The 14,458-nt window shown below is 67.2% G+C and carries 9 protein-coding genes and 1 pseudogene; 9 read left to right on the top strand and 1 reads right to left on the bottom strand.

All coding sequences use genetic code 11. The features are described 5' to 3' along the window. Window positions 1-135 precede the first annotated feature (135 nt). Window positions 136-738, bottom strand: coding sequence for an Rv1476 family membrane protein (locus D7316_RS04570; protein ID WP_124707235.1), 603 nt, complete (start codon window positions 736-738; stop codon window positions 136-138). A gap of 481 nt (window positions 739-1,219) precedes the next feature. Between D7316_RS04570 and acnA the strand changes: the two genes are divergently transcribed. From acnA to D7316_RS04525, 9 genes and pseudogenes are all read left to right on the top strand, one after another. After that, window positions 1,220-4,018, top strand: coding sequence for an aconitate hydratase AcnA (gene acnA, locus D7316_RS04565; protein ID WP_124707234.1), 2,799 nt, complete (start codon window positions 1,220-1,222; stop codon window positions 4,016-4,018). Window positions 4,019-4,033: 15 nt separating this feature from the next. Next, entirely contained in the window at window positions 4,034-4,600 is a 567-nt protein-coding gene (locus D7316_RS04560; RefSeq protein WP_124707233.1) for a TetR/AcrR family transcriptional regulator, read from the top strand. Between the two features lie 74 nt (window positions 4,601-4,674). Beyond that, on the top strand, window positions 4,675-6,288 hold the full coding sequence (locus D7316_RS04555) for a GMC oxidoreductase (RefSeq protein WP_124707232.1): 1,614 nt from the start codon (window positions 4,675-4,677) through the stop codon (window positions 6,286-6,288). Between the two features lie 87 nt (window positions 6,289-6,375). Further along, the gene (locus tag D7316_RS04550; RefSeq protein WP_124707231.1) at window positions 6,376-7,992 is read left to right on the top strand and encodes a GMC oxidoreductase; all 1,617 of its coding nucleotides are present in this window, start codon (window positions 6,376-6,378) and stop codon (window positions 7,990-7,992) included. Window positions 7,993-8,097: 105 nt separating this feature from the next. Further along, entirely contained in the window at window positions 8,098-9,648 is a 1,551-nt protein-coding gene (locus tag D7316_RS04545; protein WP_124707230.1) for an acyl-CoA synthetase, read from the top strand. Window positions 9,649-9,794: 146 nt separating this feature from the next. Further along, a complete protein-coding gene (locus D7316_RS04540; RefSeq protein ID WP_124707229.1) occupies window positions 9,795-11,510 on the top strand; it encodes a thiamine pyrophosphate-binding protein in 1,716 nt (571 codons plus the stop codon). Continuing rightward, window positions 11,507-12,172 (top strand): annotated as a pseudogene (locus tag D7316_RS04535) (SRPBCC family protein). The gene D7316_RS04540 and the pseudogene D7316_RS04535 overlap by 4 nt, the downstream one beginning before the upstream one ends. Beyond that, entirely contained in the window at window positions 12,169-13,188 is a 1,020-nt protein-coding gene (locus D7316_RS04530; RefSeq protein WP_124707228.1) for a 3-oxoacyl-ACP synthase III family protein, read from the top strand. The pseudogene D7316_RS04535 and the gene D7316_RS04530 overlap by 4 nt, the downstream one beginning before the upstream one ends. Beyond that, window positions 13,185-14,234 (top strand): pyridoxal phosphate-dependent aminotransferase, encoded by a 1,050-nt coding sequence (locus D7316_RS04525; protein ID WP_232016761.1) that lies wholly within the window; start codon window positions 13,185-13,187, stop codon window positions 14,232-14,234. The genes D7316_RS04530 and D7316_RS04525 overlap by 4 nt, the downstream gene beginning before the upstream one ends. The last annotated feature ends 224 nt before the right edge of the window (window positions 14,235-14,458 follow it).

Genomic DNA, 14,458 nt, shown 5'->3' with positions numbered 1-14,458 from the left:
GTCAAAAGACCCAGCGATTCGAGAGGTCTCGAATTCGCAACGAAAGACGCACTCGGGCATGCCCATGGGCGATCAACGCGGAACGCGGTGTAAGGGCACGAAAGATGCGACGATCGGCGGTCCCGGCCCGGCCGACTACGGCAGGTCGCGAGCGAGGTCCGTGGTTCCGGGACCCGCGGCGCCTTCCGGCGCCGACTCGGCGGTGTCGCGATCGGCGATCCGCGCCCGACGTGTCGAACGGAGCCGCGCGATCACGGCGCCGACGACGACCACGACGATCAGGACGAGGCTGATGGCCGTCCAGTTCAACGACGGCCCGCTCATCTGATCCCACATCTGGCGGGCGGCGAGCGGAGGGTTGGTCAGCGTGAGGTTGTCGGTCGCCTCTTCCTGCTGCACCCGGCTGAAGTATGGCGACGAGCTCCCCACCGAGTTCGGGCCGAGGACGATGACCGTCCCACCGACCTCGGACTGCAGTTCGGTGGCGATGTCGCGGTAGTAGGTGAACTTCGGCTGCGCGGTGGGCAGGACCACGAAACTGACGTCGTAGCCCTCGGACTTCGCGTGCGCGACGACCTGGCGCAGCCCGTCGACCTGGTCGGCGGGCGCGGCAACGCCGTCCTCTTGGATGTCGGCGAGGATCGCGGACATGTCGACGTCCTCGGGGATGATCGACGGCGACGGCACCCCCATCGCCGGAAGGGCCAGCACATTCTGCGTCGTCGCACCCGGACTCATCTGGCCATCCTCACATCGATCCCTACCGTCACCCGGCAACGGTCGCCGGGCCGTGTCGCGGCATCACCGACCAGGTTTCGCAAGCATTAAATTCGCACGCACAGCCGCGGCTCGCCAAACCTCCTGCAGCACCGTACGACAGAATGGACACGTCTGGACAACCCGGTCCGGATCGAACGCGTGACCTCCGTGTGTCGCGGACGGGGTCGGATTGTTAACAGTACGGCCGTACTGTTAACATTGAGGACGTCGTCACCCGTGGCGGATCGAACCCCGCACGTGCGGTTCGCGAGCGGGTGGCAGCGACCGCAGCGAGACCCGTTGCACACACGACGCCGACGCAGCCCGTCGGCGCCACGGTCAGAGTCGACGAGCAGGCGGTGCTCATCGATGGATCACAGCGGTCCGTCCGGATGGACGAGCGGACCACGGAGAAGCAGGCCGGCGCAGCCCGCCGGTACTTGAGGAGAGTGGATTAGACGTGAGTAACGATTCCTTTGGCGCCCGCGGGACCCTCGAGGTGGGCGACAACTCGTACGAGATCTTCCGACTGAGCGCTGTCGAGGGAACCGAGAAACTTCCCTACTCGCTCAAGGTGCTCGCAGAGAACCTGCTCCGCACCGAGGACGGCGCCAACATCACCGCGGACCACATCAACGCGATCGCGCAGTGGGATCCCGCAGCGGACCCGAGTATCGAGATCCAGTTCACGCCGGCGCGCGTGCTGATGCAGGACTTCACGGGTGTCCCCTGCATCGTCGACCTCTCCACGATGCGTGAGGCCGTCACCGCACTCGGTGGCGATCCGACCAAGGTCAACCCGCTCGCGCCGGCGGAGATGGTCATCGACCACTCGGTCATCATCGACGTCTTCGGTCGCGCGGACGCCTTCGAGCGCAACGTCGACCTCGAGTACCAGCGCAACGGTGAGCGCTACCAGTTCCTGCGGTGGGGCCAGGGCGCGTTCGACGACTTCAAGGTCGTCCCCCCGGGCACCGGCATCGTCCACCAGGTCAACATCGAGCACCTCGCCCGTTCGATCATGGTCCGCAACGGCCAGGCCTACCCCGATACGTGCGTCGGTACCGACTCGCACACCACGATGGAGAACGGTCTTGGCGTCCTGGGCTGGGGCGTGGGCGGCATCGAGGCCGAGGCCGCGATGCTCGGCCAGCCGATCTCGATGCTCATCCCCCGCGTCGTCGGCTTCAAGCTGACCGGCCAGATCAGCGCCGGCGTCACGGCGACCGACGTCGTCCTCACGGTCACCGAGATGCTGCGCAACCACGGCGTCGTCGGCAAGTTCGTCGAGTTCTACGGCGAGGGTGTCGCCGAGGTGCCGCTGGCGAACCGAGCGACGCTGGGCAACATGAGCCCCGAATTCGGTTCCACCGCAGCCATGTTCCCGATCGACGAGGTGACGGTCGACTACCTGCGCCTGACCGGTCGATCCGAGGATCAGCTGGCCCTGGTCGAGGCCTACGCCAAGGAACAGGGCATGTGGCACAACCCGGAGAAGGAGCCCGTCTTCTCCGAGTACCTCGAGTTGGACCTGGGCGACGTCGTTCCGTCGATTGCCGGACCCAAGCGTCCGCAGGACCGAATCCTGTTGTCGGAAGCCAAGACCGCGTTCCGCAAGGACATCCACCAGTACGTCGAGGAGAATCACCCGGCGAATCACACGCAGCTCGACGAGGCCATCGAGGAGAGCTTCCCGGCCAGCGATCCGGCGAGCCTGTCCTTCGCCGACGACGGTGCCGTGAACGTTCAGTCGGCCGCAAACGGCTCCGAGGGACGTCCGACCAAGCCGGTCCGGGTCAAGGCAGAGGTCCAGGGCGAGTTCGTTCTCGACCACGGCGCGGTTGCTGTCGCCGGCATCACCTCGTGCACCAACACCTCGAATCCGACCGTGATGATCGGTGCCGCCCTGTTGGCCAAGAAGGCCGTCGAGAAGGGCCTCACGTCGAAGCCGTGGGTCAAGACCAACATGGCACCCGGTTCCCAGGTCGTCACCGACTACTACGAGAAGGCAGGCCTCTGGCCCTACCTGGAGAAGCTCGGTTTCTACCTGGGCGGCTACGGGTGCACCACGTGCATCGGCAACACCGGTCCGCTGCCGGAGGAGATCTCCAAGGCGATCAACGACAACGACCTGACGGTCACCGCGGTCCTCTCGGGCAACCGCAACTTCGAGGGTCGGATCTCGCCCGACGTCAAGATGAACTACCTGGCGTCGCCGCCGCTGGTCATCGCCTATGCGATCGCCGGCACAATGGACTTCGACTTCGAGACCGATCCGCTGGGCCAGGACACCGACGGCAACGACGTGTTCCTCAAGGATGTGTGGCCGTCCTCCAAGGAGATCGACGACACGATCAGCCAGGCGATCAGCCAGGAGATGTTCACCAAGTCCTACGCCGACGTCTTCAAGGGCGACGAGCGTTGGCGGAACCTCCCGACCCCCGAGGGTGACACCTTCGAGTGGGACGAGAATTCGACCTACGTGCGAAAGGCCCCGTACTTCGACGGCATGACGAAGGAGCCGGAGCCGGTCACCGACATCAAGGGTGCACGCGTGCTGGCAGCGCTGGGCGACTCGGTCACCACCGACCACATCTCGCCGGCCGGAGCGATCAAGCCGGGAACGCCTGCCGCGCAGTACCTCGACGAGCACGGCGTCGCGCGCAAGGACTACAACTCGCTCGGTTCACGTCGTGGCAACCACGAGGTCATGATCCGCGGCACCTTCGCGAACATCCGCCTGAAGAACCAGCTCCTCGACGACGTCAGCGGTGGCTACACACGCGACTTCACCCAGGAGGGTGGACCGCAGTCGTTCATCTTCGATGCCTCCAAGAACTACCAGGAGGCGGGTGTTCCGCTGGTGGTGCTCGGCGGCAAGGAGTACGGCTCCGGCTCGTCGCGCGACTGGGCGGCCAAGGGCACGATGCTGCTCGGCGTGCGCGCGGTCATCGTCGAATCGTTCGAGCGCATCCACCGGTCCAACCTCATCGGCATGGGCGTGGTCCCGCTGCAGTTCCCCGAGGGCGAGAGCTACAAGTCGCTGGGAATCGACGGCACCGAGGTGTTCGACATCGCCGGTATCACCGAATTGAACGAGGGCAAGACGCCGAAGACGGTCCACGTCACCGCCACCAAGGACAGCGGCGAGAAGATCGAATTCGACGCGGTCGTCCGCATCGACACCCCCGGTGAGGCCGATTACTACCGCAACGGAGGCATCCTGCAGTTCGTGCTGCGCAACATGATCAAGAGCTGAGCAGGGAGCACAGAAGTGCCCAAGGTCAGTGATGACCGGCTCGCCGCGCGTCGTCGAGAGATCCTCGACGGCGCGCGGCACTGCTTCGCCGAGTACGGCTACGACGGTGCCACCGTCAAGCGCATAGAGGAATCGACCGGCCTCTCTCGCGGTGCGATCTTCCACCATTTCCGCGACAAGGAAGCGTTGTTCCTCGCGCTGGCGCACGAGGACGCCGAACGCATGGCCGACGTCGCCGCCGAGCAGGGTCTGGTCCAGGTGATGCGCGACATGCTGGCGCGCCCACAGGATTTCGATTGGCTGGGGACCCGGCTGGAGATCGCCCGCAAGTTGCGCACCGATCCCTCGTTCCGCTCCGCATGGCTGGCGCATTCGGCCGATGTCGAACAGGCCACCCTGCGGCGCCTCGAGCGCGGCCGGCAAGCCGGTCGCCTGCGCGACGACGTGCCGACCGACGTGCTCGTCCGCTACCTCGATCTCGTTCTCGACGGCTTGATCACACGTCTGGCGACCGGCCAGCCCACCGATGACCTCCACGCGGTCCTCGACCTCGTCGAGGAGTCCGTCCGCATCGAACGCTGAGCCGCCACCGCCGATTCGCATCCGCCCGAAATCAGTGCTTGGTGAGGTTCACCTAAGTGGCTAGAGTTCGATGAATGAATCGCGAAACGGCACCCAGCGCACCGATATCACGCCGCGCGGTGGTGCGTGGGGCCGCCGGACTCGGTGCGCTGGGTGCGCTGGCCGCCGGCACCGGCCGCGTGTCGGCGGCGCCGGGCGAGACGGCGATCGTGATCGGCACCGGTTTCGGCGGCTCGGTCGCCGCTCTCCGGCTCGGGCAGGCCGGCATCGCCACCACCGTGTTCGAACGCGGCCGGCGATGGAACATCCGCCCCGACGGAAACACCTTCGCGACGTTCGCCTCCCCCGACAAGCGCACCGCCTGGTTCGGTAGCACCGCCGGGGTCAGCTCCGCGCTCGCCGTTCCGACCGAACCGTATCCCGGCGTGCTCGATCACGTCATGGGCAACGGCGTCGAAGCCGTCTACGGCGCCGGCGTGGGTGGCGGCTCGCTCGTCTTCGGATCGTTCACCCCCATGCCCCGCCGGGTGGACTTCGAACTCATCTTCCCCCGGGCCGCCGACTATCCCGAGCTGGCCCGCGTGTACTACCCGCGGGCCAAGAAGATGCTCGGCGTCTCTCCGCTGCCCGACGACATCCTGGCCCACCCGCAGTACGTCGGCGCACGGTCCTGGCTGAAGGTCGTCGCCCGGTACGGCGCGACGCCGCATCTCTTCGACTTCGCCATCGACTGGGATCTGGTCCGCGCCGAACTGCGCGGCACCAAGCCACCGGGTGTCTCCGTCGGCGACCTGAGCTACGGCGTGAACAGCGGCGCCAAGAAGTCCCTCGATCACACCGTGCTGCCGGCGGCCGAACGCACCGGCAACGTGACGATCAAACCGATGCATGAGGTCTTCGACATCCGACCGCGCTCGCGGCGTAAGGGATTCGTGGTGTCGGCACGCGTGCTCGACGAACGCGGACGGACGGTCCGGACGGTGACCGCCGAGGCCGACCATCTGTTCATGGCCGCGGGCTCGTTCCACACCACCGCGCTGCTCGTGCGTGCGCGGGCACAGGGTGCACTGCCCCGGCTGTCCCCCCGCATCGGCGACGGCTTCGGCGTCAACGGCGACTTCCTCACCACGCGGTCGAACCCGCGCGAGGACTTCGGCGCCATCCAGGGCGGTCCCGGGTATGCCCGGTTCTACGACGACACCCTGCCCGGCGGTCCGGTCTCGATGGTCTACCAGGCGACGCCGTTGCCCTCACCCCTGGGCAAGGTGCTGACGACCAACCTCGTGCAGGCGCACACCGATGAGCGCGGCACCATCGACTACGACCAGTCCACCCGGCGAGCCGTCCTCAACTATCCGTACGCCGAGGGGACCAGCGACCTCGATCGGCGGAGCAACGCGTTCATCAATCGCTTCCATGAGCGGACCGAGACGCGGTTCGGCTACCCCGCCAACGGGATTCCGCTCTCGTCGCGCGCGATGGGTTTCGGGTCGGCCAGCACCTTCCACGGCCTCGGCGGCGTGGTGATGGGATCGGCCGCGACGATGGACGGCGCGGTGCGCGGGTACGACAACCTGTATGTGGTCGACGGCTCGTTCATCCCCGGCGCCGTCGGGCTCGTGAACCCGTCGTTGACGATCACCGCCCTCGCCGAACGCACGATGGACAGGTTCCTGGCCGGCCGCTGAGCCTGGCGGACAGGCGTGATTCATCCCACACCTTAACGCAGCCTTAAGGTATTCCTAACCTTACTTAGGTCACGCTAAGGTCACCGGGTGAATTCTGATCTCCGCCACACGACGCGGATCTCGCGTCGGACCGCCCTCCGCTCGGCTGCCGGCCTCGGCGCACTCGGCGCCCTGGCTGCCGCGGGCGCGAATGCCGTTGCTGCCCCGAATGATTCCGGCAAGAGTGCCATCGTCATCGGGACCGGCTTCGGCGGGTCGGTCGCCGCACTGCGCCTGGGCGAGGCCGGCTTCCGGACCACGGTCTTCGAACGTGGCCGCCGCTGGACGATCCGCAAGGACGGCAACACATTCGCATCGACGACCGCGCCGGACGGCCGCGCTGCGTGGTTCAGCGACACTGTCGGACTGACCTCGACGCTGGGCATTCCCGTCCAGCGCTATCCCGGCCTCCTGGACACGGTGAAAGGTAACGGGATCTCGTCGGTCTACGGGGTCGGGGTCGGCGGTGGATCGCTGGCGTTCGGCGCGTTCACGGCCATCCCGCGCAAGCAGGATTTCCGGCACGTCTTCCCCGAGGTCGCCGACTACGATTCCCTTGCCGCGACCTACTATCCGCGCGCCCTGGCGATGCTGAACGCCTCCCCGTTGCCTGCCGACATCATGGCGCATCCGCGCTACGTCGGCGCCCGGTCGTGGGCCGCGACGGTTCGTCGGTACGGCAAGGAGCCGGTCGCATTCGACTATGCGATCGACTGGGACATCGTGCGCGACGAGTTGAGCGGGAAGGCGACCCCGTCGATCACGATCGGCGAGCTCGGTTTCGGCGTCAACAGTGGCGCGAAGAACTCCACCGACCACAATTACCTTCCGGCCGCAGAGCGCACCGGCAACGTCACCATCAAACCGATGCACGAGGTCTTCGAGATCCGACCCCGTTCGCGCCGGGCGGGTTTCATCGTCAAGGCGCGGGTGATCGACGATCAGCACCGCACGGTGCGCATCGTCACCGCCGAGGCCGACCATCTCTTCCTGGGTGCCGGCTCGTTCCACACGACCCGCCTGCTCGTCGAGGCCCGCGCCAGAGGCACCCTCCCCCGACTCTCCACCCGAATCGGGGACGGGTTCGGTGCAAACGGCGACTTCCTGACGGCACGTGCCGGACTGACCGATGATTACGGCGCCATACAGGGCGGCCCCGGATTCGGCCGAGTGTACGAGGACGGCATGGCGGGCGGCCCCGTGTCGATGGTCTATCACTCGACTCCCCTGCCGTCGCCGCTCGGCAAGACCCTGACGACGAACCTGATCCAGGTGCACACCGATGAACGCGGGACCGTCGACTACGACCACGCCGGCCGCGCGGCGGTGCTCAACTACCCCCATCCCGAGGGCAACGTCCTCGACAGACGCGGAGCGGCCTTCGCCGAGCACTTCCATCAACGTGCCGAGGCGCGTCACGGCCGCGTCGGCGGCTTCCCCGTGTACTCACGCGCCGCGGGATTCGGTTCGGGCAGTACCTATCACGGACTCGGCGGAGTCGTGATCAACCAGGCCGCCGACCAGAACGGAGCCGTCCACGGTTACGACAACCTCTACGTCGTCGACGGGGCGTTCGCACCGGGTGCGGTCGGGCTCGTGAACCCGTCCCTCACCATCGCGGCGATGGCCGAGCGCACGATGGATCGGTTCGTGGTGACGCACTGAACGCAATGCCGCACGACTCCGGTACTGTGATGCGCAACACCCCCGATCGAACGCTCGGTGTGCGATCAGGGCAGCGTCACCATCCCTTCGTCAGAGGAGTACCACTTGTTCCCTGGAGTCTTTGCCGCGTCCACCCCGGACAAGCCCGCCGTCATCCGTGCGGCCACGGGCGAACAGCTGACCTATCGGCAACTCGACGAGAACTCGACGCGCCTCGCCAACTACCTCGATGAGCTGGGACTCCGGCCCGGCGACGCCATCGCGATGGTGTCGCCCAACGACCTGCACATGTTCGAGGTCTACTGGGCCGCGCTGCGCAGCGGTCTGTACGTCACGGCGATCAACCATCACCTGACCGCAGCGGAGACCGCCTACATCCTCACCGACTGCAATGCGCAGGTGCTGTTCGCCGGCGCGAGCGTGGCCGAGACGGTCGCCGACAGCGCGACCATCCCGGACCTGGACCGGGCCGGACGCCGCATCGCCTGGGGTGGCGAGATCCCGGGGTTCGATGCGTACGAGGACGTACTCGCGGCCGCGTCGGACGCGCCACGCACCGATCAGCCCCGGGGCACCGACATGCTCTACTCGTCAGGCACCACGGGCCGCCCCAAGGGCATCAAGACCCCGTTGCCCGACGGTCAGGTAGACCAGATCCCGGACGCCTACACGGCGATCTTCGCCCCGATGTACGGGTTCGACGCCGACACCGTCTACCTGTCCCCGGCACCGCTGTATCACGCCGCGCCACTACGCTATTGCGGCGTCACGAACTCGGTGGGCGGGACCGTCGTCTTCCTCGACCGGTTCGATCCCGAGACGGCCCTGGCGACGATCGACGCCCATCGGACCACGCACAGCCAGTGGGTCCCGACGATGTTCATCCGGATGCTGAAGCTGCCGGTGGAGGTCCGCGGGAAGTACGACGTCAGCAGCATGAAGGTCGCCGTCCACGCCGCCGCGCCCTGCCCGGTGGAGGTCAAACGGGCGATGATCGACTGGTGGGGCCCGGTGATCCACGAGTACTACGCCTCCACCGAGGCTGCCGGCGCGACGTTCATCGGCCCGGCCGAAGCTCTCGAGCATCCCGGATCGGTGGGTAAACCGCTGCTCGGCGTCGTACACATCTGCGACGAGGACGGTGCCGAGATGCCGATCGGCGAGGTCGGTCTGGTTTATTTCGAACGCGAGGAGGTCGCGTTCGAGTACCACAACGATCCCCAGAAGACGCGCAAGGCGCAGCATCCGAAGCACGAGAACTGGTCGACCACAGGCGATGTTGGCTACGTCGATGCAGAGGGCTACCTCTATCTGACCGATCGCAAGGCGTTCATGATCATCTCCGGTGGGGTGAACATCTATCCGCAGGAGGCGGAGAACGTCCTCATCAACCACCCGGCCGTCTACGACGTCGCCGTGATCGGCATCCCCGACGACGATCTCGGTGAGGTCGTCAAGGGCTGCGTCCAACTCGACCCCGCATTCGCGGCGTCGCAGGAGCTGGCGGACGAGTTGATCGCGTTCACGAAGGACTCGATCGCCGGCTACAAGGTGCCCCGGTCGATCGATTTCGTCGACGACCTGCCCCGCACCCCGACCGGAAAACTGGTGAAAGGCGAGCTCCGCAAGAGGTATTGGCCCGAAGCCGTCGGCTGACCGGTCAGGCGCCGCACCCCCGCCGATCGGCACACCGCCTCCGGGTATCCGCGAGTATTAGCTTACGCTAAGCTAACTTCGCGATGCGGGGCCGGAGGCCACTCGCGTTCGCGTGATCGTCGGTCGGGTGGGAGCGCAGGGGCCATATGAACGCGGAGTCAGCGCGGACGCGACACCTCGTCGCCGACCGGATCGTCGAACGACTTCTCGCCCTTCAGATCTCGACCGTGTTCGGGGTCCACGGCGCCAACGCCGAGGACCTGTGGGCAGCCGCTGTTCGCCACCCCGACGTCACGCCGGTCACCGCGAAGCACGAGTTCGGCGCCGGCGCGATGGCCGACGGGCTGTCGCGGATCACCGGGGCGCCGTCGGCAGTGCTGACCACGTCTGGGGGTGCCGCACTCAACGTCGTACCCGCCCTGGGCGAGGCCTACGACAGCCGGGTGCCGGTACTCGCGGTGATCGGCAGCGCAGGACGAGCCAGTGTCGGGCGTGGCGGATTCCAGGACATGCTGTCCCCGCCGGACACCATCGATCTGTCGAGGGTCCTGTCGGGTGTGGTCGGCACATGTGCGGTGGTCGAGGAACCCGCGGCCCTCGACGCCGCATTCGACATGGCGTACGAGTCCCTGCACGCCGGGTGTCCGGCCGCTCTGGTCATACCCAAGGACGTCCAGGCCGCGCCCGCCGAAACTCCGTCGGGCGCGGTGTCCGGGCGGTGCGGCGCCCAGCGGCCGGACGATCCGCCCGCGGCGGTCATCGATGATCTCGCCCGTCTGCTGGTCCGGGTCGCGGCCTCTGACGGCGCGCTGTGTATCTGGGCCGGTGAAGAAGCGTCCCGACTCCGGTTGGCCTGGGCCGTCAGCGAATTGACCGAACTCCTGGGCGCGACGTCGGTCGTCTCGCCGGGCGGACGTGACGTCGGAGGGGTGGGCTGCGCGGGTGTCACCGGGGTCATGGGTCATCCGTCGGCGCTGCGGGCGGTACGCGACGCGGAGGTCTGCCTCGTCCTGGGCTGCCGGATGTCGCTGACCGATCGCGGCGGATTCGACGATGCGCTCGGCGACGCCACCGTAATCCACCTCGGGGCCCATGCGCCCCGCGCTCCGGGCATCGGCGAGCACATCCCGACCCCAGATCTCACAGCCATGGTCCGTGCCCTGATCGCAGCCGTTCGCGACCACCACGGTGAACGCTGCAGGGATCCGGCGCCGGTGCCGATCGAGTACCTCACCACCCCCAGTACCGACGCCGCTCTCCCCATGCGCACGGCCGTCGAGCTGATCGGTGCCCACCTGCCGCTCGATTCCAGTGTGTTCGCCGACGCCGGGAACGCCGGGGCGACCACGATCCACCATTTGCCGTTCGGGGCTGGGAGATTCGTCGTCGCGCTCGGTATGGGCGGTATGGGACACGCCATCGCCGCCGGGATCGGGGCAGCCATCGGCACGGCGCGCGCGAGCACGCGGGGCACCGCGCGTCATGGTGCTCCCCGCTCCGTCGTGATCGCCGGTGACGGCTCGTTCTTCATGCACGGCATGGAGTTGCACACCGCGATCGAGTACGACGCGCCGGTGACCCTGATCGTGCTGAACAACAATGCGCACGGCATGTGCGTCACGCGCGAGAGTCTCTATTTCCCCGAGTACCCCGGCAGCAACCGGTTCAGACCGACCGACATCGCGGCCGGGGTCAACGCCATGTTCGGTGACCTCGAGGTGCGCCATGCCGACGACCCCGATTCGCTCCGTGCCGCCTGCGCCGAACTGCTCAACCGGCCCGGACCCAATTGCCTGGTGGTCGACGTCGATCCCGACGAGGTGCCGCCGTTCGCCCCATTTCTGACGAGAGGAACCCCATGAGTGCAGGACCGCCCGCGCTGTCCGATCTCGGCGAGGCCGCCGCCCACCTCGACGGCGTCATCCGCGTGGAGACACATCCGCGTGCCGCGAACACCCACCTGGTTGTCGACATGGTGCGATCGGTCTATCCGCATCACCAGATCTTCGGTGACTACTGCACCGTGCAGGGATACGTCGATGCGCCACCGCGAGAATTGTACGAGTGGCTCTCCGACACCCGGTCGTTGGAGGAATGGACCTACAGCACAAGGGGATTCATCGCTGCGGACGAGCCCGGCCTGTGGGTCGGTCACGACATGCTCAACGAGGACACCAAGATCTACGCGCGGACCGTCGCCAATCCGGATGCGATGACGGTCGATTACCACTGCGCGTGAGATCAGGGAGACCACCTGTGGATGATCTACCTCATGCGGGTGGTCGATGCCCGACTCGTGCTCGGCAAACCGGGCTCGGTGGTGATGTGGACCAACTGCAGGCACCCGTTCTACGACCGCAATCCCTACCCCGAGTCCGCTCCCGCCGACCGAACCGAATGGGTCGGAGATCTCTGGGACATGTTCTCCGCCGGTCATCAGATCGAGCTCGACAACCTGACCGCGATCGCGGAGTATCGCCACCGCAACGGCTTGCCCCTCACCCCTGAATGGATGCGCTCATGACCCGGTCCGTCGCCATTGCCGATATCGCGACCTATCGCCCCGCCAAGCGTGTTCCGGCCGAGCACTTCACGCAGTTCGCGGAGAGTGACGAGCTGTCGCAGAATGTGATGTTCCGGTCCCCGGCGTTCCGGCACCACGCCGCCGACGGCGAGACGTCGGCGGACATGATCGACACGGCTGCAAGGACTCTCGTCGAGCGTCACGGCGATGATTACCTGGACGATGTCGATGTGGTGCTCACCCACAGCCAACTTCCGGAGGTTCCGGTGCGCGGGTGCGTCGGAGAGGTCGCGCATCGCCTCGGCCTGCGTCCGACCACCGTGCTCGACGTTCACAACGGCGGCTGTGCCGCGTTCGTCCACATGATCGAGATCGCGGGTGCGCTGCTACAGGCGGGCGGCGGCCGCAAGGCGCTGTTGGGCCTCGCGCAGAACAGCGCCGGCCAGATCTTCACCCAGGAGCAGGTGCGCGGGAAGGCGCAGGCGGCCATTCCCGGCGACGGTGCGGCGGTGGCGACACTGACACTCGGCGACGACGGCAACCCCGTCCTCGGGACCGTGTCCCGGTCGTTCGGCGAGTACTCCGCCGACATGACCGCCGTGGCGCAACCCGAGCGCAAGTACTGGGAGGCAGGGCCGGGACAGATCCATGTCGGCTTCACCGAGGCGAAGATCGCGAAAGTCCTGGCCCGTGGCAACAGAATGGTGCCCGAGGTGGCGCTCGACGTAGCGCACCAGATCGGTGTGCGACCGGCCGATCTGGACCTGTTCATCACCAACCAGCCGAATCGGATCTTCCTGCGCAACTGGCGCGATGCCCTCGAGCTGCCCGAGGAGCGGCATCCCGACACGTTCGACGAGTGTGGCAACCTCTTCGCCGTCGGGATACCGATGACTCTCGATGCCGCGATCGACGAGGGCCGGGTGCACTCCGGTGCGGTGGTCATGATGTCGGCGTTCGCGCATGCGGGCGATTTCGCCGCCGCGGGTGCGATCCGGTGGAACGGACGGTCGTGACGACTCTGCAGCGCGCACCCGCTGTCGAGACACGTACCCCGATCATCGCGCGATGTGACCTGAACGAGTCCGCCTACCCACCGCTGACCGCAGTGGTCGATGCTCTTCGGGCGCAAACAGGTCGGACCAACCGCTACCCGGAGTTCCTCCCCGATCGCCTGCGTGCGGCGATCGCGGATCACCACCGGCTGCCGCGGGATCACGTCACCGTCGGAGCGGGCGCGACCGCGGTCGCTCTCGCCATCTTGGCCGATGCCGCGTCACGAGCGCGCGCCGCGGGAATCCAGGACCCGCGAATCGCCACCCCCGCACCGACATTCGACGGCTTCCAGCTACTTGCCGGAATGGTCGGCGCCGGCCTGGACACGACACCGCTGACCGACGACGGCCGGCCTGACCTCACGGCCCTCGCCGCCGAGATCGGGCCGTCCACCGCCGCGGTCATCGTGTGTTCACCGCACAACCCGACCGGAGCCGTCGTGGTCGAGGCGGAATTGCGCAGATTCCTGCGATCGCTGCGGCCAGGCCTGCGCGTGATTCTGGATCAGGCCTACGTCGAGTTCTGCGACGACGCGCCGGACGGCGCCGGTCTACTCGCCGACTTCCCGGATCTTGTTCTGTTGCGGACATTCTCCAAGGCGTACGGACTCGCGAGTCTGCGCGTCGGGTATGCGATCGGTCGAGCCGACACCCTCGCCGGGCCGCGACGCCACGAGATGCCGTTCGCGGTCGGTACAGCCGCGGAATGCGCGGTACCGATCTCACTTGCCGCGCAGGACGAGTTGCGCCATCGTGTGCGGGCGATGCGTGCGGAGCGTGCACGGCTGACGACGATGCTCGCCGCGATCGGCTGTCCGGTCCTACCGAGCCACGCCAATTTCGTATTCCTGCCGGGAGCCGACGGCATCGCGCTGGGTCGGCTCCTGCGCTGTGTGGGAGTGCTGGGTAAGGAATGCGGCGAGCACGGTTTCCGGCTTACCGTCGCCGACAGTGCCACAACCGATTACATCGTCGCGGCACTGCGGGTGACCGCGGAGATCGCCTGAGGCCCGGGCGCCGTCGGCGCGAGTGACTCGAAGGGCTCGCGAGGCGCCCGCCCACCGGTGGTCGAGCAGCGCGCGAGGCGCCGCCCCCCGCTGGTCGAGTAGGTCGCGAGGCGCCTCCCCCGCTGGTCGAGTAGGTCGCGAGGCGCTAGCCGAGTGGGCGTATCGAGACCACACTCACCGGGGTCCCCGTTTCTGTCGGTGGCCGGTGAGAGACTGTCTTCGGT

The sequence above is a fragment of the Gordonia insulae genome, from assembly GCF_003855095.1.
GTDB classification, from domain to species: domain Bacteria; phylum Actinomycetota; class Actinomycetes; order Mycobacteriales; family Mycobacteriaceae; genus Gordonia; species Gordonia insulae.
Note: the sequence above shows the minus strand (reverse complement) of the source record. Positions and strands in the feature narration are given on the sequence as shown.